A 25,364-nucleotide genomic window follows, 5' to 3' on the forward strand; every position below is an offset into this window, starting at 1 on the left:
GCGCCCGCAAACCCGAACATCGCAAGATGTCACGTGGCAGTAACGCGCAGCAATCCTGGTTCGGTTGGTCCGATTCTGGCGGTATGGGTGGGTCTGTGACGGTCAGTCTTCCCAGGAATTGCCGGTCCGAAGCCTCGTCAGGATCCGGGACAGCAAACGGGAGACGTGCATCTGTGACATGCCCAGCTCATTGCTGATCTGCGACTGCGTCAGATTGGCGAAGAACCGCAGCATGATGATCCGCCGCTCGCGCTCGGGCAGCTGCACCAGCAGGTGCCGCACCATGTCGCGGTGCTCGACCTCGGCCAGCGCGGAGTCCTCGTAGCCGAGCCGGTCCAGCAGCGCCAGGCCGCCCTCGTGCTCCTGCGCCGCCTCCAGCGAGGCGGCGTTGTACGCCCGGCCGGCGTCCAGGCAGGCCCGGACGTCCTCCTCCGGGATCCGCAGGCTGGCCGCGATCTCGGGGACCTTCGGCGCCCGCCCGTGGGTGACCGTCAGCTCCTCCATCGCGCCGCTGACCTGGACCCACAGCTCCTGCAGCCGGCGCGGCACGTGCATGGTGCGGACGTTGTCGCGGAAGTACCGCTTGATCTCGCCGAGGATGGTCGGCAGCGCGTACGTCGGGAACTGGACCCCCCGGCTCGGGTCGAACCGGTCGATCGCGTTGATCAGCCCGATGGTGCCGACCTGGACGACGTCCTCCATCGGCTCGTTGCGGCTGCGGAACCTGGTCGCGGCGTAACGCACCAGCGGGATGTTGACCTCGATCAGGGCGGCCCGCACCCGGCGGCGCTCGGGGGCGTCCGGCGGCAGCTCGGCGAGCCGCTCGAAGAGCACCCGGGTCAGCGTCCGGACGTCCACCGCGGGCCGCCGCCCGCCGGGCCTGAGCTCGCCCGCCGGTCCGAAGACGGCCGCGACCGCCTCGTCCGGCGAGGGCCTGGGCGGGGGCTCCTCGGCCGGATCGTCGTCGGGCTCGGCCCGGCCGGCGAAACCGGTCCGGACGGCCCGGGCGGCCGGGGTGCCCCGGGCGGGCCCGGTGGGCCGGCCGGCCTCGGCGCCCTGGACGGTCTGGGTGCTCTGGGTGCTTGGGACGGCCTGGAGGGGTTGGACGGTCTGGAGAGGTTGGAGGGGGTGGACGGCCGGGAGGGGCTGGGGTGCCTGGGCGCCCTGGGGCGGCGGGGGTGCCTGGACGGTCCCGGCGGCCTGTACGGCGGCCACCGTCGAGGCGGCGGCGCCGGTGACGGCGGTCGCCGGGACGGTCACGGCCGCCGGGCCCGCGCCGGTGTCAGGTGCACTCCCTCGAGTCCGCACGGACTCACCCCTCCCAAGATCGACAACGGTGGGGACCTGCGGGTCGGGTGTCGTGCCCCCGTTCATCACCTCGCCATGTCCGGCAAAACCGGTCATAGCATCACAAGGTGGGCACAGTTCGTTCAAGTACCGCGCCGAGGTGTGTTGAAGCACCGTTGGGGCATCCGGCGCAGCGCCCGGGCGCCCCGTCCGGGCACGCGAAAGGCGCCCCGGCTCGGTCGGAGGCGGGGCGCCAGGGGTCGTGCGGATGCGACCGACGTGCTCGGGGGATCAGACCTCGATGTCGGCAATCACCCAGGTGGCGAACTCCCGCCACTGCCCGGCGGCGGCCTGGTGGGCCGGATGGGCGATGTACGCCTGCAGCGCCGCGCGGTCCTCGACCAGGCTGTTGATCGCGTAGTCGTAGGCGATGTCGCGGTCGGTGATGTTCCAGGCGCACTCCCACTCACGGAGTTCGGGGATCAGCGAGCCGAGCTCCTCGAAGGCCTTGGCGCCGGCGAGCGCGCGCTCGTCGTCCTTGGTGACGCCTTCGTCGAGCTTGAAAAGGACCAGGTGCCGGATCATGATGCCGCTCCCAGCGGGCGAGGGTTGTGGACCGTGCCACGGTAGCCGCCGGTCCGGCCCGGCCCGGCACGCCCCTGACCGGGCCGGGTGCCCGCCGGGGTGCGGCCGGCCGGGGGAGTTACTTGACCAAACCGGTCATGAACGTGCCGACGGCCTTGGCCGCCGTCGAGATCCCCTCGAACCCCGACTGGACGAGTTCGGCCGCGCGGGCGGGGGAGGTGATGATCGTGTAGAGGACGAAGATGAGCAGGAGGTACATGCCGATCTTCCGCGCCTGTGCCATCGAACTGCCCGCCTCCCTGCCGTGGGCCGCCGTCATCCGGTCCCCGAGCGGCCCCTGCTGTGCAGCAGCTTAGACCGACCGGCCCAGCGCGGGCGGCGGCGCGGCGCCCGGATTCGCGCCCTTCTGCGGCACTGCCCGCCGGCCGGCCGGTTCCACCGGACGGCGCAGCGGATCAGCATCCCGTTCGCCCGACGGGACGAAGGTCCCCGCGAGTGGGGGCTTTCTGCGGGTGCCCCGGCGGGGCCGGTGGAGCAGGATGGTTGTTGTACCGAGGATCTGGCAGGAATCACCGGTACAACGATCCGGAGCTCCCCGCTGTGGGACCGGCCGCCGCGGCTTCCCCCCGACGCGGTGCCGGTTGTGGGACTCCGCCGGGGGAGCGGTTCGACCCCCCCGGAACCGTTCCCCCTCCAGGCTCCGCACCCGTCCGACGATGGTGGTCGTCGTTCCGGGTGCGGAGCCTTGCCATGTCAGGAGAGCCGGGCCGCCGCGGCGGCCCGGGCAGGATCCGGGGCACCCGCCGGTGCGGGGCCGGGGGAACGCAGAAGGGCCCGTCCGCGAGGACGGGCCCTTCTGACGAAGTGGCGGTAGCGGTGGGATTCGAACCCACGGTGAAGTTGCCCCCACACACGCTTTCGAGGCGTGCTCCTTTGGCCGCTCGGACACGCTACCGAGGGAGACTCTACCGGACGCCGGTGGCGGTCACGAAATCCGTTCCGCGGAACCGGGCCGGTGGCCGTCGAAGAAGGAGCGGAGCTGTTCGGCGCACTCGTCGGCCAGGACGCCCGCGATCACCTCGGGCCGGTGGTTCAGCCGGCGGTCGCGGACCACGTCGAAGAGCGAGCCGGCCGCGCCGGCCTTCTCGTCGAAGGCGCCGTACACGACCCGGGCGATCCGGGAGAGCACGATCGCGCCCGCGCACATGGTGCAGGGTTCCAGGGTGACGACCAGGGTGCAGCCGGCCAGCCGCCACTCGCCCGCCCGCCGGTCCTCGGCCTCGCCGTCGGTGCCGGGCAGGGTGTGCAGGCCCTCGTTCAGGGCCTTGGCGGCCGCCCGGATGGCCACCACCTCGGCGTGGGCGGTCGGGTCGCCGACCGCCTCCCGCTCGTTGTGGCCCCGGCCGAGGACGGTCCCGTCGGGCCCCAGCACCAGCGCCCCGACCGGGACGTCGCCGGCGGCCGGCGCCAGGGCGGCCTCGGCGACGGCGAGGCGCATCGGCGCCGCCCACCGGTCGCGGACCGGGTCGGGGCGGACGGGTGCGGGCAGCGGGGCGATCTGCGGGGCGGACTGCATGGCATCCAGTGTCGGGCATCCGCGGCGGCGTCCGGGCGGCGTGCGCCGCCGGGGCCGTCCGCCGGGGCCGTCCTGCGGGAGCCGCCGGACCCGGCCGGCGGGCCGCCCGCGCCGGGCATCCGCACGGCGGTTACCGCACCGCCTCCAGGATCTCGCCGCAGCCCAGGGCGTCGGCGATCTCGGCCAGGGCGTCGCCCGGCACCGCGCCCTCGCCGCTGAGGTCGACGAGGTCCTTGGCGGCGAGCCCGAACTCGGCCAGGATCTCGGAGTCGCCGAGCGGGCCGACCGGCACCCCGCCGGGGCCCACGGCCGGGCCGTCGTCCTCGTCCTCTTCCTCCTCGGAGGCGGAGTCCTCGTCGTCCAGTTCGGCGACGAGGTTGTCGAGGTCGTCGAACTCGCTCTCGCCGGCCTGTTCCACCAGTTCGTCGGTGAGGACCGACCCGTAGGAACTCCGGGCGGCTGCGGCGCCGTCCGAGACGAAGATCCGTGGGTCCTCCTCACCGTCCACCCGGACGATGGCGAACCACGCGTCCTCCTGTTCGATGAAGACGAGCACGCTGTCGTCCTCCTGTGCGGCCTCGCGGGCCAGGTCGGCCAGGTCGGCGAGACTCTCGACGGCGTCGAGTTCCGTCTCGCTCACATCCCACCCGTCCTCGGTGCGAGCAAGCACTGCAGCGAAGTACGCCACCAGGGACACTCCCAAGATTGGTCTCGGCTGTAGGCGATCTCGGGCGAACGCGGTCTGGCCGCCCCCGCGCCAGAGGCGGTCCGCTGTTCGGACCGTCCCATCGGAATCGTGACAGAAAGCCCGCGATTGCGGGGGGTGTTCGGCAGCGCGTCTTCGCAGGTCGTGTCGGAAGTATTGGCCGGGGGCCGAGAAGTGGGGCGACACGCCGTCAGATCCGGAAGGTCCGCATCCGCATGGCCTCGCGCATCCGGCGTTCCTTGGTGCGCCGGGGCTGCACCCGGGCCCGCAGTTCGCGGGCCTCGGCCAGCTCGCGCAGGAACACGGCCCGCCGCTTACGGCGTTCCGTCTCGGTCTCCGGGTGGTCCGGGGCCGCCCTCGCGGGCCCGCCCGACGGGCCCAACGGCCCGCCCGTCGAGCCGCCCCCGGCGTTCGGGTTGCTCGTCATAGCGTCTGACCTTCCCAGATCCGCCGGTTTGATACCACAGGAGCGGGACCGACTCGGGCATGCGCGGTGTGTCACGGCGTGCCGCGGATCGCGTGACGGCCGGTGCCCGCCGCCGGCCGGCCCCCCGGGCATCCGGCGAACGGGCCGGTGGGGCGGCCGGAGCGGTCGTCCGGGGGCCGTCGGGGAGGGCGTCCCGCGGGCACCGCCCCGGAAGCGGCCGGAAGGCCCCGGTCGGCGGGTCGTACGGGTGTCCGGCCGCGGTTATGGTCGAGACATGCGGATCCACGTCGTCGACCACCCCCTGGTCGCCCACAAGCTCTCCACCCTGCGCGACGAGCGCACCGACTCACCGACCTTCCGTCGCCTCACCGACGAGCTGGTCACCCTGCTCGCGTACGAGGCCACCCGGGACGTCCGCACCGAGGCGGTGGAGATCACCACACCGGTCGCGGTCACCACCGGCACCCGGCTGAGCTACCCCCGCCCGCTGGTCGTCCCGATCCTGCGGGCCGGCCTCGGCATGCTCGACGGGATGACCCGGCTGCTGCCGACCGCCGAGGTCGGCTTCCTGGGCATGGTGCGCAACGAGGAGACCCTGGAGGCCTCCACCTACGCGACCCGGATGCCGGACGACCTCTCCGGCCGCCAGGTGTACGTGCTGGACCCGATGCTGGCGACCGGCGGCACGCTGGTGGCGGCCATCCGGATGCTGATCGACCGCGGCGCCACCGACGTCACCGCGGTCGTGCTGCTGGCGGCCCCCGAGGGCGTCGCGGTGATGGAGAAGGAGCTGGCCGGCCTGCCGGTCACCGTCGTCACCGCCGCCGTCGACGAGCGCCTCAACGAGAACGGCTACATCGTCCCGGGCCTCGGCGACGCCGGGGACCGCCTCTACGGCACCGCGGGCTGAACCGGACCGGCGCCGCCGGCCCCTGACTCCCGAGCACGGCGAAGGCCCCCGGTACCGGTACCGGGGGCCTTCGCCGTGCTCGGGGATCCGCGGCCGCTCAGCAGCTGCCCGGGGTGGGGCTCGGCGAGGGCTTGGTGGCCAGCGCGAGTGCCGCGGCGGCCTGGGTCTCGTCGAGCAGGGCGTTGTAGCTGTCGCCGATCACGAAGTCGACGCTGCCGTCCGTGCGGGCGTCGGGGGTACTGGTGGCGCCGGCGATCTGCGAGGTCAGCAGGGTCATGGCGCCGACGGCGGCGGGGCCGCCGATCACCTGGGCGGTGCCGGGCACCTTCTTGTCGAGGGCGGTGGGCGCGTTGCCGACGGTGCCGATGACGAAGCCGCGCTTCTTCAGCTCCTCGGCGGTGCGGCCGGCCAGGCCGGCCTTGGCGGTGGCGTTGTAGACGTTGACGGTCACGGTCTGGGGCTGCGGGATGGCGGCCGGGTCGACGGGCGCGGCCGGGGCGGGCGTCGCCCCCGGCGGGGCGTCGGCGGCCGGTGCCGCCAGTGCCTTGCCGCTGACGGCGGACGAGGGGGTCGCACAGGCCTGGGCGGTGGCGTGCTTGCCCTTGCCGGTGAAGATGTCCACCAGCTGCACACCGCCGAGGCCGATCAGCGCCAGCGCGAGCAGCGAGCCGATGAACGCGAAGATCTTGCGGCCCTTCCTGGGGGGTCGGCCGAGCCGCGGATACGCGGTGCCGGTGACCCGGTACTGCTTCCCCTTCAAGCCTTGGGGAGTCAACATGCTCACGGTTTGTCTCCCCCTCGTGCCAGGGCGGGGTTCGGTGACGGGTACGGCCGGTCGGGCGGGGCGCCAGGGAGATTTCGGCCGTTGTCAGCAGACTAGTGCGGGACCGCTCCGAAGGTACTAAATGATCATCATCTGGAGTACGGCGGCACCCGAAAGGATGTACGGGCCCGGCCGGGGGCGCCCTGGTCCAGGGCGCCGCGGAGCAGGCAGGGCCGCCTGCCGGACGCGGTGGAGCGACGGAGCGGGCCCGTCACTCCATTTCGAGGACGCGGGCGTGCAGCACCTGACGCTGCTGCAGGGCCGCCCGGACGGCCCGGTGCAGCCCGTCCTCCAGGTAGAGGTCGCCGTGCCACTTCACGACGTGGGCGAAGAGGTCCCCGTAGAAGGTGGAGTCCTCCGCCAGGAGGGTTTCGAGGTCCAACTGCCCCTTGGTGGTCACCAGCTGGTCCAGTCGCACCGGGCGTGGGGCGACGTCCGCCCACTGGCGGGTGCTGGTCCGGCCGTGATCCGGGTACGGCCGCCCATTGCCGATGCGCTTGAAGATCACACGGAAAGCCTACCGTTTGGGTGGCGGCCGGCGCAGCAGACGCGGCCCGGCAAGACTGCGTGAACATGGCCGACCTGCGTCGATGCCCGGAACCGCGGGCGAAATGTTCCCTGGTGAAGTGGCCTGTCGTTCAGGCCCGGCGGGCGATTGCGGATGTTTCATGGGAAATGTCGCGATCGTTGCCCAGCCTGCCCAGGAGCGTGCCCGGATGACCACCGACCAGAAGCCGGGCCCGGCGGGCGAGGACGGATCCGGCGGGCCGGCGGCCGGCCGGGACGCCGGGCTGCCGGACGCCGTCCGGGAGATCGCCGCGGGCTACGCCTTCACCGGTCCGGCCCTGGACCTCGGCGCCGCCCTGCTCGACGGCACGGCCTACCCGGCCGCGCCGGTCCGGATCCCGCTCCCGGTGCTCAACCGGCACGGGCTGGTCGCCGGGGCGACCGGCACCGGCAAGACCAAGACCCTGCAGCTGATCGCCGAGCAGCTCTCGGCCCAGGGCGTCCCGGTGTTCCTCGCCGACATCAAGGGCGACGTTTCCGGCATCGCGGCGCCCGGCACCCCCGGCGCCCGGATCACCGGCCGGGCCGCCGACGTGGGCCAGGACTGGACCCCGCGCGGCTGTCCGGCCGAGTTCTACGCGCTCGGCGGGCAGGGCACCGGCATCCCCGTCCGAGCCACCGTCACCAGCTTCGGCCCGCTGCTGCTCGCCAAGGTGCTCGACCTGAACGAGACCCAGGAGGCCTCGCTCGGCCTGGTCTTCCACTACGCCGACAAGCAGGGCCTGGAGCTGTACGACCTCAAGGACCTCACCGCCGTCATCACCTTCCTCACCTCGCCCGAGGGCAAGGAGGAGCTGAAGGGCATCGGCGGCCTCTCGGCGGCCACGGCCGGTGTCGTCCTGCGCTCCCTCACCGTGCTCGACAACGAGGGCGCGGGGGCGTTCTTCGGCGAGCCCGAGTTCGACACCGCCGACCTGCTGCGCGTCGGCCCGGACGGGGAGGGGACGGTCTCCGTGCTGGAGCTGCCGGCCGTGCAGGACCGGCCGAGGCTCTTCTCCACCTTCCTGATGTGGCTGCTGGCCGACCTCTACCAGGAGCTGCCGGAGGTCGGCGACCTGGAGCGGCCCAAGCTGGTCTTCTTCTTCGACGAGGCGCACCTGCTCTTCAAGGGCGCCTCCAAGGCCTTCCTGGAGGCGATCACCCAGACCGTCCGGCTGATCAGGTCGAAGGGGATCGGGATCTTCTTCGTCACCCAGTCGCCGAAGGACGTGCCGGGCGAGGTGCTGGCCCAGCTGGGCAACCGGGTGCAGCACGCGCTGCGGGCCTTCACCCCGGACGACGCCAAGGCGCTGAAGGCGACGGTCTCGACCTTCCCCCGGTCCTCCTACGACCTCGCCGAGGTGCTGACCTCGCTCGGCACCGGGGAGGCCGTGGTGACGGTGCTCTCCGAGACGGGCGCGCCGACGCCGGTCGCGGCGACCCGGCTGCGCGCGCCGCGCTCGCTGATGGGCCCGCTCGGGGAGCCGGCCCTGCGGGCCGCGGTGGACGCGTCCCCGCTGGGCGCGCGGTACCGGGACGCGATCGACCGGGAGTCGGCGTACGAGAAGCTCGCGGCCCGTGCGGCCCGGCCCGCGCCGGCGGACGCACCGGCGCCGGCCGGGCCCGCGCCGACGCCGGAGCCGGAGCGGGCCGGGAAGGCGGAGCGGGCCGGGAAGGACGAGGGCGGTCTGCTCGGCTCGCTGCTGGCCAACCCCGCGCTGAAGTCCTTCGCCCGCTCGGCGGGGACGCAGCTCGGCCGGGAGATCAGCCGCAGCCTGTTCGGGACGTCCCGGCGCCGGCGGTAGCGGGCCGGCCCGGCCCGGCCAGGTCAGGGGGCAGGTCAGGGCTGGGCAGGTCAGGGCCGGCAGGTCGGCGAGCCGGTCCGTCAGCCGGCCAGTGCGGCGCCGATCCGGTCCATCGAGGAGAGCCGCATCAGGCCGTAGTTGTAGAACTCGACCTCCGGCACGCCGAGCGAGCGCAGCACCTCGATCTTGGCTGCGAGGTTGGCCGGGCCGTCGCAGTCCGAGGCCATCGGGCGCAGGATCACCGCCATCGACTCCGGCCGGACGCCGTGCAGCGCGAACGCGGCGACCTTCTCGCGGACGGCCTCCGGGGTCTTTGCGTAGCCGAGCGTCTCGATCTGGTGCGCGGCCTTCGCGAGGGCCGGCAGCTCGATGCCGGACAGCCACCCCGTGCCGGGGCCGCCGCCGTCCATGAAGGTCAGCCGCATGCCGTGCTGCTGCGCCGCCTCGGCCACGTCGGCGGCCAGCGAGGTGACGGTCGTCGCCGAGGCGTCCACGTACCCGGCGACCGCGCCGCCGGCCAGCTGGTCCAGCGGCGTCGGCTCGGCGGCGGCGGCCTCGTCGGTGAGGCGGCGGCGCAGTTCGGCCCGGACGGCGGTGCGGACCTCCTCGGCGGGGACGCCCGCGCGGACGGCGTTCGCCCGGCAGTGGTCGCAGAAGCAGATGCCGAGCAGGGCCTCGGCGAGCGGGCCGAGCTCCTCGAAGTAGCGCTCGTGGTGGTAGCCGTGCCGCAGGCCGTGGAAGTGCAGCGACTCGGCCCGGATCGCGTCGACGCCGTACCGGGCGAGTTCGGCCACCAGGGTGACGGCGTACTCGCGGACCTCCGGGTTGGCCGGGCACAGCTCGGTGAGGTGGCGGTCGCCGAAGGCGTTGGCGGGGGCGCAGTCCGGGTGCTGGAAGCCGAGCCGGTCGTTGTGGCAGAAGACCGTCCAGGCGTGCAGCTTGAGGCCGCGCCGGCGGGCCTCGTCGGCGGCCTCGGCGAAGGGGTCGCGGTCGCCGATCGCGGTGGACGGCGCCGGGGCGAGCCGGCGGCCGGCCCAGCGGGCCGGGTCCGGGCGGAAGTACGCGGCGCCCGGCTCCAGGTACCTGACCACCCGCCCGGGGTTGTGCGGGAAGACGTCGCGGGCCTCGTGGTAGACCGAGGCGAGGGTGACGCCGCCGACGCCGGCGCGGTCGGTCAGGTTGCCGAAGAACGTGTCGGCGCCCTCGTCGATCAGGTCGGTGGCGAAGGCGAGGACGGACGACTCCACGGCGCGGCTCCGGAGCAGGGGGTACAGGTGCTGCTCACGCTAGCCCGGCGCTCCGGATTGGTCTATACCTGGAGGGCTCAGATGCCGAGGTCGTCCAGCTCTTTCAGCAGGTCGGCGTGCGCGCTGCGGGCCGGCCCGGGCACCGAAGCGGTGGCGGCGGGCGCCTTCCTCCCGCTCCGGTCGCGGAAGATCCAGGCGCCCGCCAGGCCGCCGGCCAGGCCGCCCAGGTGGCCCAGCCAGCTCACGCCCGGGGTGCCCGGCAGGGCGGTGGTGAGGATGTAGGCGAAGGACGCCCCCATCACCACGCCGATCAGCGTGTCGACCAGGTTCCGGTCGAAGACCCCGCGCAGCACGACGTAGCCGAAGTAGCCGAAGATCACCCCGCTGGCCCCGGCCGAGATGGTGTCCGCGCCCTGGAACAGCCAGACGGCCGCCCCGCTGGTCACCGTGATCAGCACGGTCAGGCCGAGGAACTTGCGCACGCCCCGGTACGCGGCCAGGAACCCGAAGATGAACAACGGCCCCGAGTTGCCCTCCAGGTGGCTCCAGCTCATGTGCAGGAACGGCGCCGCGAACACGTCCCCGAGCCGGCCCAGCTGCTGCGGGCGGATGCCGAAGTCCTGCGTCAGCCGGTAGTCGCCGGCCCAGTTGGCGACCTGGATCAGCCAGACGGCGGCCAGGGCGCCGATCATCACGAAGAAGGCCCGGCGCGCGTCCGCGATCATGCGGGCCGGGTCCAGGGCGGGAGTGCTGCTGCGGTCGTCCGAGGCCATGGGCAGACTCTAGGGCGAGCTGCTGCCCCGGCGGGAGGGGGAACCCTAAAGTGGGGACGCCCGGCCGCCCCCGTCGAAAGGTGACCCATCGTGAGCGCCCGTCCGCCGATTCCCTACGACTTCCTGCCGCAGGTGCCGTCCTTCGAACTGACCAGCAGTGACATCACCGACGGCGGTGTGCTGCCGAAGGAGTTCGCCCACGCCGGCGGCAACCTCTCGCCGCAGCTGGCCTGGTCCGGCGCGCCGGAGGGGACCCGCGGCTTCGCCGTCACCTGCTACGACCCGGACGCTCCCACCGGCAGCGGCTGGTGGCACTGGCTGGCACTCGACCTGCCCGCCGGCACCACCGGACTGCCGCGCGGCGCGGGCTCCTCGGACGCGGACCTGCCCGGCAGTGCGTCCTTCCACGCCCGCAACGACTTCCCCGGCCACCGGTACGACGGCGCCGCCCCGCCGCCCGGCCCGGCCCACCGGTACCTCTTCGCCGTGCACGCGCTGGACGTCCCGGCGCTGGACGTCACCCGCGACACCCCGGCCGCCCAGATCGGCTTCCACCTCACCTTCCACACGCTGGCCCGCGCGGTGATCACCGCCGAGTACAGCGCCTGAGGCGCCGCCGAGCAGCCGAACAGCCGAGCAGCTGAGCGGTGCTCAGCCGGGGCCGCCCGCCGTCGCGCGGGTGGCCCTGGCGCCGAGCGCGCGCAGGTGGCCGGCCAGCTCCGGCGGCTCGTGCACCTCGAACTCGCAGCCCAGCATGAGCAGCCGCATCGCCAGCCACTCCAGTGAGTCCTCCCGGCTCTGCAGCCGGCAGCTCCGTTCGTCCAGCGGCAGCACCTCGTCGGCACGGGGGAAGCGCCGCAGGACCTCCTCGGCCGGCGCGTGGACGGTCGCCACCGCCCGGAAGGACGGGGTGAGCCGGGAGAACTTGGCGGCCACGTACGCGGCGGCGTCCTCGGCGGGCAGCTCGCGGGGCGGGGTCCGCACCCCGGTCGCGAACGGCTCCGTGATCCGGTCCACCCGGAAGATCCGCCAGTCGTCCCGGCCGTTGTCGTAGGCCACCAGGTACCAGCGGCGCCCGGCCGGGACCAGCCGGTGCGGCTCCACCAGCCGCTTGCTCTCGGCGCCGTCGACGGCCCGGTAGCCGAAGCGCAGCCGCTCGCGGTTGGAGATGGCGGCGGCCAGCAGGGTGAGGTCCTCCGGGTCGACGGTCGGCCCGTCCCCCCTGAGCAGCGGGACGGTGGCCTCGTTCAGGGTGCTCACCCGGTGCCGCAGCCGGGACGGCAGCACCTGGACCAGCTTGGCGAGCGCCCGTACCGACGCCTCCTCGATGCCGCCCACGGCGTGCCCGGCCGCCGCCCGCAGGCCGACGGCGATGGCCACCGCCTCCTCGTCGTCCAGCAGCAGCGGCGGCATCGCGGTGCCCGCGACCAGCCGGTAGCCGCCGACCGCGCCCATCGTCGCCTGGACGGGGTAGCCGAGGTCGCGCAGCCGTTCGATGTCGCGCCGGATGGTGCGCGGGCTGACCTCCAGGCGCTCGGCCAGTTCGCTTCCGGGCCACTCGCGCGGGGTCTGCAGCAGGGAGAGCAGATTCAGCAGTCGTGCCGGGGTGTCCGTCATGGCCGTCAGCATGCCGCAGAACGAGGACAGGATCCGGCCTACATCGCTTCTAGAGTCGGCGACGTGCCCCGGACAGCCAAGGAAAGGCGTGCGATGACCGCCGCAGCAGTACCCAGGACCGCCACCGGAACCGAACCCGACGGCGCGGCCGACCGCCGTCGCTGGATCGCCCTCGCCGTGGTGATGATGGCCTCCTTCATGGACCTGGTCGACGTCACCATCGTCAACATCGCCATCCCGAGCATCCAGCAGGACACCGGCGCCTCGTTCAGCGCCGTCCAGTGGGTCACCGGCGGGTACGCGCTGGCCTTCGCGATCGGCCTGATCACCGGCGGACGGCTCGGCGACATCTACGGCCGCAAGCGGCTCTTCCTGCTGGGCATCGGCGGGTTCACCGTCGCCTCCGCGCTCTGCGGCCTGGCCACCGGCCCGGAGATGCTGGTCGCCACCCGCGTGCTGCAGGGCGCGACCGCCGCGCTGATGGTGCCCCAGGTGCTGTCGATCATCCACGCGACCTTCCCCGCGCACGAGCGCGGCAAGGTGTTCGGGATGTTCGGCGCCATCGTCGGCCTCGGCGCGGTCTCCGGGCCGCTGATCGGCGCGCTGCTGACCCAGTGGGACCTCTTCGGCCTGCAGTGGCGGCCGATCTTCCTGATCAACCTGCCGGTCGGCGTCGCGGGCCTGCTGCTCGGCCGCCGGTACATCTCCGAGTCCCGCGCCGAGAAGGCGCTGCGCCTGGACCTGGCCGGGATGGCGCTGGCCAGCGTCGGCCTGCTGATGCTGATCTACCCCCTCACCCACGGCCGCGAGGCGGGCTGGCCGCTCTGGGGGCACCTCTCGATGGCGGGCAGCCTGCCGGTCTTCGCGCTGTTCGTCCGGTACGAGCAGGTCAAGACCCGCCGGGACGGCTCGCCCCTGGTCGAGCTGACGCTGTTCCGGGTGAAGAGCTTCGCCGCCGGCATCGGCGTGCAGCTGACCTTCGGGATCGTCACCGGCATCTTCTTCCTGGTCTGGACGCTCTACATGCAGGTCGGGCTCGGCTGGAGCGCGCTGAAGGCGGGGACGACCGGCATCCCGTTCTCGATCGCGGTCTCGGTGGCCGCCGGGATGTCGGTGCAGAAGCTCGTGCCGCGGTTCGGGCGCAAGGTGCTGCAGGCCGGCGCCCTGGTGATGGCGGCGGGCGTGCTGCTCTACATCTGGGAGGCCGACCGGTACGCGGGCGCCGTCGCGTCCTGGCAGATGGCGCTGCCGCTGGTGGTGATGGGCGCCGGGATGGGCCTGATCGTCGCCCCGATCACCGAGGCGATCCTCTCCGAGGTGCCGCGCGAGCACGCCGGTTCGGCCTCCGGGCTGATCAACACCACCGGCCAGCTCGGCATGGCGCTCGGGCTCGGCCTGGTCTCGGTGGCCTTCTTCGGCGTGATCGACGGGAACACGGCGCCGCAGGCGGTCGGGGCGGCGTTCACCGCCGGGTTCGTCCACGCGATGTGGTGGGTCGTCGGTGTGCTGCTGGCGGTCTTCGCGCTGATGTTCGCCCTGCCGAAGCACTCCGCCGGGCACGCCGCCGGGGACGCGGCGGACGGCATCGCCGGGGAGGCCGCCGACGGTCCGGCGACGGAGCCCGCCGCCGGGGTGCCCGCGAAGGGGGAGCCGGTCGCCGTCCTCTGAGCCGGAGCGTTCCCGAGGGGTCCCGGCCGCCGGCCGGGACCCCTTCGCGTCGTAGGCCTGACGGGCGCACACTGGACGGGGGGCCAGGACCCGGGACGGCGAAGGCTGGTGGCCCCATGGCACGGACGCGGACGGCCGGCGGCCGCCGGCCGGTGGACTCCTCGGCGCTGCGCTCGGTGGGCTACGACGCGGCGAGCCGGGTGCTGGAGATCGAGTTCGTCAGCGGCGCGGTGTACACCTACGCGGACGTCCCCCGGCGGGTGCACGAGGAGCTGGTGGACGCCCCGAGCCACGGCCGCTGCTTCGGCCGGACGGTCAGGGGCCGCTACCCGTACCGCAGGATCCGCTGACGGAGCCTCGGCCGCGGGCGACGGCCCCGGGGGCGTCCGGTCTCAGGAGCACCAGAAGAGGATCCGGGTGCAGCTCGGCGAGGCCGTCGGGGAGGGCTGCGGCCGGGGCGTGGTCGGCGCGGGGGCGGGCGTGGTCGGCCCGGGTGCGGGCGTGGCGGGGGCCGTCCCCGGCGCGGTCGCGGGCCCGGGTGCGGCCGGCCCGGGCGAGGGCGCCGTGGCGGTGGCCGAGGGGGAGGCGGTGGCGCTCGGCCGGCCGCTCGGCGTACCCGTGGCGGGCTTCGCGCTGGTGGCCGCCGGGGCGGGCGCCGGCGCGGCGGTGGTGGCGGGCCCGCCGGCGGTGGGCGCCGGGGACGGCGCGGCGGGGGTGGCGGCCGGTGCGGCCACCGGCTCCTGGTCCGTACCGGCCAGGGCCACCGCGCCGAGGCCCGCCAGCACCAGGACGGCGGCGCCCAGCACCAGCGCGCCGCGCCGCCGTCGGGGCCGGCCACGGCCGCGCCGGTCGGCGCGGGCCCGGGGTGCCGGGGGCACGGCGGGCAGCAGCTCGGCCGGGGTCCCGGCCGCCGCCGGCCGGGCGGGCCCGGGCGGTGGGGCGGTGGCCGTCGCGGCGGCCGCACCGCACCCGGGGCAGGAGAGGGCGCCGTTGAGATGGCGTCGGCAGGATGCGCAGTAGTCCATGTGATCTTTCCGTACGGGCGGAGGCGCGAGGACGCGCCGCCGGCACCGGAGGCCGCACACGCCGTTGGGCACGCACGCGGAGCCTAAGCAGCCCGCGCCGCCCACGAACAGACGTTCGTGTGAGGCTTCTGAAAAGATCGCATGGACACCTCAGGCCTTCTTCGCCGCGCGCTTCGCCTCCTGCTTGTACGCGCGGACCTGCTCCAGCGACTCGGGGCCGGTGATGTCCGCCACCGAGCGGTGGCAGCCCTGCTCCCCGTACGGGCCCGCGGCCTCCCGCCAGCCCTCCGGGGCCACCCCGAACTGCTTGCCCAGCAGGGCCAGGAAGATCTGGGCCTTCTGCTTCCCGAAGCCGGGCAGCTCGTTCAGCCGGGTCAGCAGTTCCTTGCCGCTCGCCACGCCCTCCCAGACGGCGGCGGCGTCCCCGTCGTAGTGCTCGACCAGGTACTGGCAGAGCTGCTGCAGGCGCTTGGCCATCGAGCCCGGGTAGCGGTGCACGGCCGGCTTCTGCGAGAGCAGCGCGGCGAAGGCCTCCGGGTCGTAGGCGGCGATCTCGTGCGCGTCCAGGTCGTCCCGGTCCAGGCGGCGGGCGATCGTGTACGGCCCCGAGAAGGCCCACTCCATCGGGACCTGCTGGTCGAGCAGCATGCCCGCCAGGGCGGCCAGCGGGCTGCGGCCGAGCAACGCGTCGGCCTCCGGCTGCTGGGCGAGCCGAAGTGTGATGTCCATGGGTCCGGTCCTCGCTTCCGGCCGGCCTTCGTCCGTCCGGCGGTGCCAGTCTCCCGGACCGGGCCGGGAGCGCCGGGGCAACACGCCAGCGCGCGGCGCCGCTGCCCGCGCCCGCGGTATCCCGCCGGGCCGGATACCGCGGGCGCGGTACGCCCGGTGTCTGCGGACGGGTGACGACAGCGCGGCCGCCGGAAGGGAGGGTGGAACGGACCGGGGGAGAGGCCCGCGGCCCCGCCGGGCCGGGCCGGACAGTGCCGTCCGCACCCCGGCCCCGACCCGTGCGACGGCCGGGCGCCCACCGGGCGCCGGCCGCGCCCGGCCGCAGGACCGCCGTCAGCGGCGGGGCCCGCGCCGGGCACCCATGGCGACGTGCGCGGCGGCGCGCCGGCCGGCCCGACCCCGGGCCCGACACCTTCTGGAGACCCGATGTCCGCGCTTGCCCGCTGGTGCCACCGGCACCGGCTCGTGACCGTCCTGCTGTGGCTGGGCCTGCTGGTCGGCCTCGGCGCGGCCTCGGGAGCCTTCGGCACCAAGTACAGCGACAGCATGTCGATGCCCGCCACCGAGTCCAGCAAGGCCCTGGACCTGCTGAAGGCCGGCATGCCGGCCGCGGCCGGCGACACCGACACCGTGGTCTGGCACAGCACCGGCGGCTCGGTGAACGACGCCGCGACCAAGGACCGGATGAGCAAGGTGCTGGAGGAGATCTCCACCGCCCCGTCGGTGGCCTCGGTGGTCAGCCCCTACGACCCGCAGGGCGCGGCGCAGGTCAGCAAGGACGGCACCACCGCGTACGCCCAGGTGAACTTCACCGGGAACGCCCGGGAGATCCCCAAAACCGACGTCGAGCACGTGGTCGGGCTGGCCCAGCAGGCCCGTACCGACGGCCTGGACGTCCAGCTCGGCGGGCAGGCCGTGCAGAACAGCGAGAGCGAGATGGGCGGTGCCAGCGAGCTGATCGGCATCGTCGCCGCGCTGATCGTGATGACACTGGTCTTCCGCTCGCTGTGGGCGGCCGCGCTGCCGGTGCTCACCGCGGTGGCCGGGGTCGGCACCGGTGTGATCGGCACCGGCCTGCTCAGCCACGGGATGAGCGTCGCCTCGGTGGCCCCCACCCTCGGCGCCCTGGTGGGCCTGGGCGTCGGCATCGACTACGCCCTGTTCATCGTCAACCGGCACCGCAAGGGCCTGATGGCCGGGCTGACCGTGCAGGAGTCGGTGGTCCGGGCGCTGAACACCTCCGGCCGGGCGGTGCTCTTCGCCGGCCTGACCGTGGTGATCGCCCTGCTGGGCATGCTGATCCTCGGCATCGGCTTCCTGAACGGGATGGCCATCTCCGCCGCGCTGACCGTCGGGCTGACGGTACTGGCCGCGATCACCCTGCTGCCCGCCATGCTCGGCATGCTGAAGCTGAAGGTGCTCAGCCGCGCCCAGCGCCGGCAGCTGGCCGAGCAGGGCCCGGCGGAGCTGCAGTCCGCCGGCGTCTGGGCCCGCTGGGCGCTGCGGGTGCAGTCCAGGCCGACCGGCAAGGCGCTGGTCGCGCTGCTGGTGATGGCCGCCGTCGCGGTGCCGGTGTTCTCCCTGCGCCTCGGCAGCTCGGACGCGGGCAACAACCCGAGGACCAGCACCACCCGGCAGGCGTACGACCTGATGGCCGACGGCTTCGGCGCCGGCTCCAACGGCCCGCTGCTGCTGGTCGCCGAGGCGCCCGGCGCGCCGGAGAAGGCGGCGCTGGCGAAGCTCGTCACCGAGCTGAAGACGGTGCCCGGGGTGGCCCAGGTGGCCTCCGCGCCGCTGAAGGACGGCCAGAGCATCGGCACCGTACGGGTGGTGCCGAGCACCTCCCCGCAGTCCGAGCAGACCTCGGACCTGATCACCGACCTGCGGGAGCGGGTCGTCCCGCAGGCCGAGGCCGGCACCGGGCTGCAGGTGTACGTGGGCGGTGCCACCGCGACCGCGGCGGACTTCGCGGACGTCCTGATCTCCAAGCTGCCGGTGTTCATCGCGATCATCGTGGGCCTCGGCTGCCTGCTGATGATGGTGGCCTTCCGCAGCCTGCTGGTGCCGCTCATCGGTGTGGCGATGAACCTGCTCACGATGGGCGCGGCGTTCGGCGCGATCGTCGCGGTCTTCCAGTGGGGCTGGGGGTCGGAGGCGCTGGGGGCCGGTGCGGCCGGACCGATCGAGGCCTTCGCGCCGGTCATGATCATCGCGATCCTGTTCGGCCTCTCGATGGACTACCAGGTCTTCCTGATCAGCCGGATGCACGAGGAGTGGACCCACACCCGGGACAACCGCCGGGCCGTCCGGGTCGGCCACGGCGAGACCGGGCAGGTCATCACCGCCGCGGCCGTCATCATGGCCTGCGTCTTCGCCGCCTTCATCTTCGGCGGCCAGCGGATGATCGCCGAGTTCGGGATCGGCCTGGCGCTCGCCGTCCTGCTCGACGTGCTGGTGCTGCGGATGGTGCTGGTCCCGGCGCTGATGCACCGGTTCGGCGCGGCCAACTGGTGGCTGCCCCGCCGGCTGGACCGGCTGCTGCCGCACGTCTCGGTCGAGGGCGAGCCGGACCAGGCTCCGCCGCTGCGGGTCGTCCCGGAGCCGGCCCCCGAGCCGGTGGACGCCACCCACTGACCGCCCGGGCGGTGCGGGGCCCGGACCGGGCGGCAGGACCGGTCCGGGCCCCGCCCCGTGCCGCCCGTGCCCGACCTGGACCGTGCCGGACCTGGACCGTGCCGGACACGGACCCGGACCGTGCCGGACCTGGACCGTGCCGGACACGGACCCGGACCGTGCCGGACCTGGACCACGTCCGACCCGGACCACGTCCGACCCGCCCGTTACCCGCCCCGCCGGGCCGCCGCCCGGCCCGCCGACCGCCCCGACTGCGTACGGTGAAGGAGTGCAGATGGCCGACCCGATCAGGCAGTGGCTGCGCGCGCGGCCGCTGATGACCGACCTGGCCGTGGCGCTGGTCTGCTTCGTGCTGGTCGCGCCGTTCGCGGCGGCGACCGCCTATCACCGGAACGCCTCGATCCCGGTCTACCTGGTGCTGCTCGCGATCTCCTGCGTGCCGCTGCTGGTGCGCAGCCGCTGGCCGGTCCAGGTGGCCGCGGCGACCGTGCTGATCGGGGTGGTCGAGTTCGTCCTGGTGCCGGTCGACGGGCCGCCGCCGGGCGCCGTCGGGTTCGCCCTCTACGCCGTCGCGATCCGGACCGACCGGCGCACCGCCTGGCGCACCGGGCTCTGCGCCGCCGTCGCGCTCACCGTCGCCGGGCTGGTCAGCCGCCCCGGCGTGGAGGAGCTGCCGCAGAACCTCGGCCTGATCGCCTGGACGTCCCTGTCGGTGGCCGTCGGGGACGCCGTCCGCAGCCGCCGGGAACTGCTCGCCTCCGCGATGGAGCGGGCCGAACGGGCCGAACGCACCCGCGAGGAGGAGGCCCGCCGCCGGGTCACCGAGGAGCGGATGCGGATCGCCCGCGAGCTGCACGACGTGGTGGCCCACCACATCACGCTGGTCAACGCCCAGGCCGGCGTCGCGCACCACCTGATGCGCACCGACCCCGAGCACGCCTACCAGGCGCTGGAGCGGATCCGCGACACCAGCCGCGCCGCGCTGGACGAGCTGCGCGCCACCGTCGGCCTGCTCCGCAACAGCGGTGAGCAGGCGGCCCCCCGGGAGCCCGCGCCGGGCCTGGCCGGCCTGGACGACCTGCTGGAGGCCTTCCGGCACTCGGGGCTGCCGGTCCGGCTGGAGCGCGTCGGCCCGGTGGCCGACCTGCCGCCGATCACCGACCTGACGGCCTACCGGATCATCCAGGAGGCGCTGACCAACACCCACAAGCACGCCGGGCCGGTCGGGGCGAGGGTCCGGCTGGAGTTCGGCACCGACACCCTGCGGCTGACCGTCGAGGACGACGGCCGCACTCCGCCGGCCGGCCGGCCGCCCGGCACCGGCCCGGGGGCGGGGACCGGGCACGGCATGATCGGGATGCACGAACGCGCCCGGGCCGCCGGCGGCACCCTCGCGGCCGGCCCGCGCCCCGGCGGGGGCTTCCGCGTCCACGCCGAACTGCCGCTGCCCGCCGGCGCCGGCCGAAAGGGCTGCTGTCCATGACGATCCGTGTGCTGCTCGCCGACGACCAGGCACTGCTCCGGGGCACCTTCCGGATGCTCATCGACTCCGCCCCCGACCTGGAGGTGGTGGCCGAGGCCGGCACCGGGCGGGAGGCCGTCCGGCTGGCCCGCACCGCCCGGGTCGACCTCGTCCTGATGGACATCCGGATGCCCGAGCTGGACGGCCTCGAAGCCACCCGGCTGATCACCGCCGACGAGGACCTGGCCGGCGTCAAGGTGCTGGTGCTGACCACCTTCGAGAGCGAGGAGTACGTCGCCGAGGCGATCCGCGCCGGGGCCAGCGGATTCCTCGGCAAGGGCATCAACCCGGAGGAGCTGCTGGACGCGATCCGGGTGGTCGCGGCGGGTGACGCGCTGCTCTCCCCGGCCGCGACCAAGGCCCTGATCGGCCGGTTCCTGGCCCAGCCGGCGCCCGCCGACCGGGCCGCGCTGCCCCGGCTCGACGTGCTCACCGCCCGCGAGCAGGAGGTGGTCACCCTGGTCGCGGCCGGCCTCTCGAACGACGACATCGCCGAGCGGCTGTTCGTCACCCCGCTCACCGCGAAGACCCATGTGAACCGGGCGATGGCCAAGCTCGGCGCCCGCGACCGGGCCCAGGTGGTGGTGATCGCCTACGAGAGCGGGCTGGTGCGGCCGGGCAGCGCCTAGGTCCGGACCGGTCCGGGACGGGACGTGGGTCGGGGCCGGGGCCGGCGACCGGCCCGGCCCTGGTGCCGTGCCGCGGTGACTTGTAGGCAGGAGGCGTGCGTTTCGACCGCGTTCCGATGCCGCCGGCCGTCGCGGGCAGGCCCCGCGACACCCGCGGCTACCCGGTGCCCGCCATCACCCCCTGGACCGGCGGCGAGCCGCAGTTCGCGCGCACCGACCACGGCCGCAGCGCCGACTGCGCGCGGCAGCGGCGCTGCTCGGTCTGCGGCCGGGAGATGGCGCCCGGACCGGTCTGGCGGGTGGTCGGCCCGGCGGAGTGCACCGCGATCGAGGCCGCCCTGGCCGCCGGCCGCCCGTACCGCAACCTCGTGCCGACCCCGGAGGCCCCCGGCCACCGGGTCTGCATGCTGTACGCCTCGATGGTCTGCCCGTACCTGGCCCGCCCCGGCGCGCGGCGCGGGCTGACCGCCGACACCCCGGACGAGCTGACCGGGCACGTCGTCCGGGGCGCGGCCAGGGGCGCCGTCGGCGCGGTGGCGGGCTTCGGCGACTACGAGTACGCGGTCACCGGCGCCCAGGTGCTGTTCCGCTTCCTCGGGCTGGCCGAGTTCCTGCCGTACGGCCTGGCCGACGAGCAGCTGGCCGAGCTGCGAGCCGAGATCGCCCGCACCGGGCGGTAGCCCGGGCAGCCGTCGCCGGGCAGCCGTCGCCGGGCGGTGCCCGCCGGGCACCCCCGCCGGCACCGGCTCCGCCTGCCGGGGCCCGGCCGCCGCGGGCTCCGCCGCCGGGCCGTCAGGGCCGGTAGGCCGGCAGGCCGGTGTACGTGGAGATCTTCACCGGCGCGGCGGACCCGTCCACCGGGAGGGTGTAGATGCCGTCGGGCGCCCGGACCGCCAGGGTCCTGCCGTCGGGGGACCACGCCGGCTCGGTGAAGTCGGTGGTGGCGTTCGGGGTGAGGTCCTTGGCCGGCCGTTCGGCCACCCCGCCCTCGAAGACGTGGTCGTGACCGCCCACCGCCCGGACGAAGACCAGGTCCTCGCCGCCCGGCGCCAGCGCGGGCTGGGACCCGGGGAGGAGCGAGCTGCCCTGCTGGCGCAGGAAGTCGTCCCGGATGTAGACCTCGCCGGTGTCGCTGTTCGCGTAGACCGCGGTGCCCTGTGCGCCCGCCGCGCTCGGCCAGGTGTTGCCGGTCTGCGGGAGCTGCTTGTTGTCCGGGCCCTCCTCGGTGCCCAGCCGGAGCACCTGCGGCGTGCCGTCGACGCTGGTGGCGGCGATGCCCTTGAGCCGGGAGACCCCGCCCTTGGCGGCGGCGAAGAAGATGTTGTTCTTCAGCGGCAGCTCGACGTCCGGCAGCACCGAACTGACCTGCCAGGTGGGGTGGGACCAGGTCTCCCCGCTGGGCGCCCGGGCCACCAGGACCCGGCCGCTGCCGTCCGGGTTGGCGACCATCAGGTTGCCGGCGCCGTCGACGAAGGCCGCCTTGGCGCCGTCCGGCGACCACGCGAGGTCCCGGACCACCGTGCCGAAGTCGACCGAGGTGCCGTTCATCAGGACGTGGTCGGTGCCGTTGCTGATGGTCAGGTGGTTGCCCTCGGTGCCGTTCACGGCCGGGGCGGTGGGGGACGCGGTGCCGCCCGGTCCTGGCGCCGTCCCGGCCCCGGCCGGCGCGGTGCTGACGGGCGGGGCGGCCGCCGGCCCGGCCTGGTCCTCGGGCCCGCAGCCGGCCAGCAGCGCGGCGGCGCCGGCGGTGACGGCGGTGGTGAGGGCCACGGCGGCGACGGTGCTCAGGCGGGTGCGTACGGACATCGGTGCTTCCCCCCGGGTACGGTGACGGTCCCCAGCAGGGTGACAGCCCGGCTTCCGGATCCGATGTGGCGCACGTCACAGTTCTGCTACAGCTTCCGCGACCGCCCGCCTCACCCGGTCGGAGCAGTGCGGAGCGTCCCCGGGCCGCCCGTCCAGCAGGCTGGGCCTGACGCCGGCCGTGCCAGGCCGGCCCTGCCGGAGGGGGCCTCCCGTGCCGACGCACCTCGCCCGCGCGGCCCGCGCCTACTGGGCGTACATCCGCCGGGCCCCCGGCACCCACATCTGGCTGGCGATCCTGTTCGCGACCACCGTGGTGATCCGGCACGTGTCGCCCGAGACGGCCGAGCACATCCTGGAGCGGCGCTCGACCAACCTCCACCAGCTCGCCGAGTCGCCCGTCCGGGTGCTGGTGACCAGCGCGATGTGGATCGCCGGCGGCGGTTGGTACTTCTACTTCGTCCTCTACAACGTCTTCCACGTGCCGGCCGAACGCTGGCTGGGCACCCGGCGCTGGCTGGCGGTGCTGCTGATCGCCCACGTCGGCGCCACCTACCTCAGCGAAGGCGTCCTCTACTGGGCGATCGAGCACGGCCACGCGCCGCAGAGCGCCGTCTACACGCTGGACTACGGCGTCAGCTACGCCCTGGCCGGCGTCGAGGCCGTGCTGACGTACCGGATCACCGCGCCCTGGCGTTACCTCTACGTCGGCGGGGTGCTGTTCTTCTACGGCCTGGCCCTGGTCGAGGGCCGGGACTTCACCAGCGTGGGCCACTTCTCCGCCGTGCTGCTGGGCCTCGCCTGCTACCCGCTGACCCGCGCCCGCCCGGGCCTGTGGGACCCGGTCCGGGCCGGCCGGACGGCCTGGCGCAGGCTGCGCCGGCGGCCGGCCGCGGCGCGCTGAGCGGGGCGCCGCGCCGTCAGTAGACGTCCCGGACGTAGCGCTTCTCGGTGGCGAGCTGCTTCACGTACCCGGCGGCCTCCTCCTCGGTCAGGCCGCCGTGGTTGACCGCGATCTCGCGCAGGGCCAGGTCGACGTCCTTGGCCATCCGGCCGGCGTCGCCGCAGACGTAGAAGTGGGCGCCGTTCTGCAGCCAGTCCCACAGCCGCGGGCCCTGCTCGCGCATCCGGTCCTGGACGTAGATCTTGGAGCGCTGATCACGGGAGAAGGCCAGGTCCAGCCGGTCCAGGTGGCCGGCGCGGCGGAACCCGTCCAGCTCCTCGCGGTAGTAGAAGTCGGTGGCCTCCCGCTGCTCGCCGAAGAACAGCCAGTTCGGGCCGGTGTGCCCGCGGGCCTGACGCTCCTCCAGGAACCCGAGGAACGGCGCCACGCCCGTCCCCGGCCCGACCATCACCATCGGCGCGGTGGGGTCGGCGGGCGGCCTGAAGTGCGGCGACGGCTGGACGAACACCGGCACCGGGCCGTCGTCGGCCGCGTCGGCCAGGTACGTGGAGCAGACGCCCTTGCGGCCGCGGCCCGTCTCGCCCGGGTACCGGACGACGGAGACGGTCAGCCGCACCTGGCCCGGGTGGGCCAGCGGGCTGGACGATATCGAGTACAGGCGCGGCTGGAGGCGCTTGAGGACGCCGCCCCACTCCTGCGCGGTGGCCCGGACGGGGTGGGCCCCGACCACGTCGACGGCCTGCCGCCCCCAGCTCCACCTCGCCAGCTCACCCTTGTTGTCCGGGCGCAGCAGCCGCTTGAGGTCGCGGTCGCCGGTGCGCTCGGCGACGAAGCGCAGCAGGTCGGGCGTGATCCGGGCGATCTCCAGGCGGGTCCGCAGGGCCTCGCGCAGCGGCACGGCGTCCGGCCCGCCCGCGCCGCCCCCGGCCGGTGCGACGAGGTCGTCCGGGTCCAGTCCGGTGACGGCCAGCCACTCCGCCACCAGCCCGGGGCAGTTGACGGGCCAGACGCCGAGCGCGTCGCCGGCCTGGTAGCCGAGGCCGCCGTGCTCCCCGCCCCGGGTGTCGAAGGCGAACTGCCGGACCTCCTTGCCGGCGCCCGGCAGGCTGAGCAGCCGGTTGCCGACCAGCAGGGTGGCGAACGGCGAGGTCCTGGAGTACCCGGAGCCGGCCGCCGCGCCGGGCCGCTGTGCGGCGGGCGTTCGTGCGGCGGACAGCCGGGCGGCGGCCCGGGCCCTGGCGCGCCGGGCGGTCAGCGCGGCGAGGACCTCCTCCAGCCACCGCGCGGCGGCCTGCTCGTCGTCCGGTTCGCAGTCGGCCCGGGCGGCCAGCCGGGTGCCGCCGAGCTCGCCGAGGCGCTGGTCGATCCGGCGGCCGTGGCCGCAGAAGTCGTCGTAGCTGGAGTCCCCCAGGGCGAGCACCGAGTACGCCAGGCCGCCGATGCCCGGGTGCCCGTCGGCGCTGAGGGCGTCCCAGAAGCCGGTGCCGTTGTCGGGGGCCTCGCCGTCGCCGAAGGTGCTGGTGACGATCAGGACGGGCACCCCGGGCGGCAGCGATCCGGGGGTGCGGCCGGCCATGCTGAGCACGGTGGGGGCCCAGCCCGCCTCGGCCAGCCGGCGGGCGGCGCCGGCGGCGGCCTTCTCCGCGTTCCCGGTCTGCGAGGCCCAGAGGACGATCACCTCGGCCGCCGGCTCGCCTCGGCCGCCGTTGCCGCCGGGGCCGTCGCCGGCGGCGGTCTGCGGGGCGAGCGGGGCCCGCGAGAAGAGCCCGGCCAGCAGCCCGTTCACCCAGCGGGCCCGGTCCTGGTCGAGCGGGGCCTCGACCGGCAGCACGGGTACGGCGCCGCCGGCGGGCTGCCCGGCGCTGCCGAGGCCGGCCAGGTACCCGGCCAGGTAGCGGCGTTCGTCCGGGTCGAAGGCGGGCGGTACGAGGTCGGCGACCCCGAGGGCGCGGGCCAGCAGGGCGGCGGGGCCGGCACCCGGCTGCGCCTGGGCGGGGCCGGCCGCTGTTGCCTCCGGAGCGGGGGCGGGCGCCGCCCCGGCCGGCCGCCGGCCCGCCGCGGGCCGGGCCGGCGCGGCGACCTTGGCCAACGAGACCGCGCAGGCCTTGAACTCGGGTTGGAAGGAGAGCGGGTCGACGGCGTCGTTGG

Annotated in this window: 25 protein-coding genes and 1 tRNA gene; 10 read left to right on the top strand and 16 right to left on the bottom strand. The window is 74.7% G+C overall.

The genetic code is table 11. From position 1 onward, the window contains the following. Window positions 1–102: 102 nt before the first annotated feature. The 7 genes from IE329_RS13190 to IE329_RS13220 all read right to left on the bottom strand — a co-directional run bounded on the left by IE329_RS13190 (window position 103) and on the right by IE329_RS13220 (window position 4,581). Entirely contained in the window at window positions 103–1,308 is a 1,206-nt protein-coding gene (locus tag IE329_RS13190) for an RNA polymerase sigma factor SigF (protein ID WP_229927400.1), read from the bottom strand. A 270-nt stretch (window positions 1,309–1,578) separates the two neighbouring features. Beyond that, window positions 1,579–1,872, bottom strand: coding sequence for a Dabb family protein (locus tag IE329_RS13195; RefSeq protein ID WP_190211019.1), 294 nt, complete (start codon window positions 1,870–1,872; stop codon window positions 1,579–1,581). A gap of 118 nt (window positions 1,873–1,990) precedes the next feature. After that, on the bottom strand, window positions 1,991–2,155 hold the full coding sequence (locus IE329_RS13200) for a hypothetical protein (RefSeq protein ID WP_190211020.1): 165 nt from the start codon (window positions 2,153–2,155) through the stop codon (window positions 1,991–1,993). Between the two features lie 582 nt (window positions 2,156–2,737). After that, window positions 2,738–2,827, bottom strand: a tRNA-Ser gene (locus IE329_RS13205). A 30-nt stretch (window positions 2,828–2,857) separates the two neighbouring features. Further along, window positions 2,858–3,448 (bottom strand): nucleoside deaminase, encoded by a 591-nt coding sequence (locus IE329_RS13210; RefSeq protein ID WP_190211021.1) that lies wholly within the window; start codon window positions 3,446–3,448, stop codon window positions 2,858–2,860. Between the two features lie 130 nt (window positions 3,449–3,578). Then, complete coding sequence (locus IE329_RS13215) at window positions 3,579–4,136, bottom strand: tRNA adenosine deaminase-associated protein (RefSeq protein ID WP_190211022.1); 558 nt, start codon at window positions 4,134–4,136, stop codon at window positions 3,579–3,581. A gap of 208 nt (window positions 4,137–4,344) precedes the next feature. Then, entirely contained in the window at window positions 4,345–4,581 is a 237-nt protein-coding gene (locus tag IE329_RS13220; RefSeq protein ID WP_229913337.1) for a hypothetical protein, read from the bottom strand. A gap of 274 nt (window positions 4,582–4,855) precedes the next feature. Here IE329_RS13220 and upp point away from each other — a divergent pair, with 274 nt between their 5' ends. Then, window positions 4,856–5,491 carry a uracil phosphoribosyltransferase gene (gene upp / locus IE329_RS13225; RefSeq protein ID WP_073929070.1) on the top strand — a complete coding sequence of 212 codons (636 nt, stop codon included), beginning with the start codon at window positions 4,856–4,858 and terminating at the stop codon, window positions 5,489–5,491. Between the two features lie 97 nt (window positions 5,492–5,588). On the opposite strand, the gene IE329_RS13230 is transcribed toward upp, so the two are convergent. Together IE329_RS13230 and IE329_RS13235 are read right to left on the bottom strand one after the other, a co-directional pair. After that, window positions 5,589–6,269 (bottom strand): LytR C-terminal domain-containing protein, encoded by a 681-nt coding sequence (locus IE329_RS13230; protein WP_308438365.1) that lies wholly within the window; start codon window positions 6,267–6,269, stop codon window positions 5,589–5,591. 256 nt (window positions 6,270–6,525) lie between these two features. Continuing rightward, window positions 6,526–6,822: a type II toxin-antitoxin system VapB family antitoxin gene (locus IE329_RS13235; protein ID WP_030061387.1), complete on the bottom strand. Its 297-nt coding sequence runs from the start codon at window positions 6,820–6,822 to the stop codon at window positions 6,526–6,528. 208 nt (window positions 6,823–7,030) lie between these two features. Between IE329_RS13235 and IE329_RS13240 the strand changes: the two genes are divergently transcribed. Next, on the top strand, window positions 7,031–8,665 hold the full coding sequence (locus tag IE329_RS13240; RefSeq protein WP_190211024.1) for a helicase HerA-like domain-containing protein: 1,635 nt from the start codon (window positions 7,031–7,033) through the stop codon (window positions 8,663–8,665). Between the two features lie 80 nt (window positions 8,666–8,745). Here the strand turns inward: IE329_RS13240 and IE329_RS13245 are convergent, their stop codons facing one another. Both IE329_RS13245 and IE329_RS13250 read right to left on the bottom strand, forming a co-directional pair. After that, complete coding sequence (locus IE329_RS13245; RefSeq protein WP_190211025.1) at window positions 8,746–9,912, bottom strand: hypothetical protein; 1,167 nt, start codon at window positions 9,910–9,912, stop codon at window positions 8,746–8,748. A 77-nt stretch (window positions 9,913–9,989) separates the two neighbouring features. Continuing rightward, a complete protein-coding gene (locus IE329_RS13250; RefSeq protein ID WP_190211026.1) occupies window positions 9,990–10,685 on the bottom strand; it encodes a rhomboid family intramembrane serine protease in 696 nt (231 codons plus the stop codon). 87 nt (window positions 10,686–10,772) lie between these two features. Here IE329_RS13250 and IE329_RS13255 point away from each other — a divergent pair, with 87 nt between their 5' ends. Further along, a complete protein-coding gene (locus tag IE329_RS13255) occupies window positions 10,773–11,294 on the top strand; it encodes a YbhB/YbcL family Raf kinase inhibitor-like protein (RefSeq protein WP_190211056.1) in 522 nt (173 codons plus the stop codon). 42 nt (window positions 11,295–11,336) lie between these two features. Here the strand turns inward: IE329_RS13255 and IE329_RS13260 are convergent, their stop codons facing one another. After that, the gene (locus tag IE329_RS13260) at window positions 11,337–12,302 is read right to left on the bottom strand and encodes a helix-turn-helix transcriptional regulator (protein ID WP_190211027.1); all 966 of its coding nucleotides are present in this window, start codon (window positions 12,300–12,302) and stop codon (window positions 11,337–11,339) included. 93 nt (window positions 12,303–12,395) lie between these two features. Here IE329_RS13260 and IE329_RS13265 point away from each other — a divergent pair, with 93 nt between their 5' ends. Beyond that, window positions 12,396–13,970, top strand: coding sequence for an MFS transporter (locus IE329_RS13265; protein ID WP_190211028.1), 1,575 nt, complete (start codon window positions 12,396–12,398; stop codon window positions 13,968–13,970). Between the two features lie 116 nt (window positions 13,971–14,086). After that, window positions 14,087–14,320 (top strand): KTSC domain-containing protein, encoded by a 234-nt coding sequence (locus IE329_RS13270; RefSeq protein WP_190211029.1) that lies wholly within the window; start codon window positions 14,087–14,089, stop codon window positions 14,318–14,320. Between the two features lie 42 nt (window positions 14,321–14,362). Here IE329_RS13270 and IE329_RS13275 read toward each other — a convergent pair whose 3' ends face one another. Beyond that, window positions 14,363–14,995 carry a hypothetical protein gene (locus IE329_RS13275; protein WP_190211030.1) on the bottom strand — a complete coding sequence of 211 codons (633 nt, stop codon included), beginning with the start codon at window positions 14,993–14,995 and terminating at the stop codon, window positions 14,363–14,365. A 150-nt stretch (window positions 14,996–15,145) separates the two neighbouring features. Next, on the bottom strand, window positions 15,146–15,724 hold the full coding sequence (locus IE329_RS13280) for an HhH-GPD-type base excision DNA repair protein (protein WP_190211031.1): 579 nt from the start codon (window positions 15,722–15,724) through the stop codon (window positions 15,146–15,148). Between the two features lie 426 nt (window positions 15,725–16,150). On the opposite strand from IE329_RS13280, the gene IE329_RS13285 reads away from it, so the two are divergent. The 4 genes from IE329_RS13285 (at window position 16,151) to IE329_RS13300 (ending at window position 21,189) form a co-directional block, all read left to right on the top strand. Continuing rightward, the gene (locus IE329_RS13285) at window positions 16,151–18,358 is read left to right on the top strand and encodes an MMPL family transporter (RefSeq protein WP_190211032.1); all 2,208 of its coding nucleotides are present in this window, start codon (window positions 16,151–16,153) and stop codon (window positions 18,356–18,358) included. Window positions 18,359–18,632: 274 nt separating this feature from the next. Further along, window positions 18,633–19,841: a sensor histidine kinase gene (locus tag IE329_RS13290; protein ID WP_190211033.1), complete on the top strand. Its 1,209-nt coding sequence runs from the start codon at window positions 18,633–18,635 to the stop codon at window positions 19,839–19,841. Then, window positions 19,838–20,509: a response regulator gene (locus IE329_RS13295; RefSeq protein WP_073929058.1), complete on the top strand. Its 672-nt coding sequence runs from the start codon at window positions 19,838–19,840 to the stop codon at window positions 20,507–20,509. The genes IE329_RS13290 and IE329_RS13295 overlap by 4 nt, the downstream gene beginning before the upstream one ends. A 95-nt stretch (window positions 20,510–20,604) precedes the next feature. Continuing rightward, window positions 20,605–21,189 (top strand): hypothetical protein, encoded by a 585-nt coding sequence (locus IE329_RS13300; RefSeq protein WP_229927402.1) that lies wholly within the window; start codon window positions 20,605–20,607, stop codon window positions 21,187–21,189. 112 nt (window positions 21,190–21,301) lie between these two features. Here the strand turns inward: IE329_RS13300 and IE329_RS13305 are convergent, their stop codons facing one another. Continuing rightward, window positions 21,302–22,315, bottom strand: a complete 1,014-nt coding sequence (locus IE329_RS13305; protein WP_190211034.1) for a TolB-like translocation protein — start codon at window positions 22,313–22,315, stop codon at window positions 21,302–21,304. Between the two features lie 211 nt (window positions 22,316–22,526). Between IE329_RS13305 and IE329_RS13310 the strand changes: the two genes are divergently transcribed. Continuing rightward, window positions 22,527–23,216 carry a rhomboid-like protein gene (locus IE329_RS13310; protein ID WP_190211035.1) on the top strand — a complete coding sequence of 230 codons (690 nt, stop codon included), beginning with the start codon at window positions 22,527–22,529 and terminating at the stop codon, window positions 23,214–23,216. A gap of 16 nt (window positions 23,217–23,232) precedes the next feature. On the opposite strand, the gene IE329_RS13315 is transcribed toward IE329_RS13310, so the two are convergent. Then, window positions 23,233–25,364, bottom strand: a 2,132-nt coding sequence (locus IE329_RS13315; RefSeq protein WP_190211036.1) for a diflavin oxidoreductase, incomplete at its 5' end; no start/stop codon positions are given.

The organism is Kitasatospora indigofera (assembly GCF_014655955.1).
Lineage (GTDB): Bacteria > Actinomycetota > Actinomycetes > Streptomycetales > Streptomycetaceae > Kitasatospora > Kitasatospora indigofera.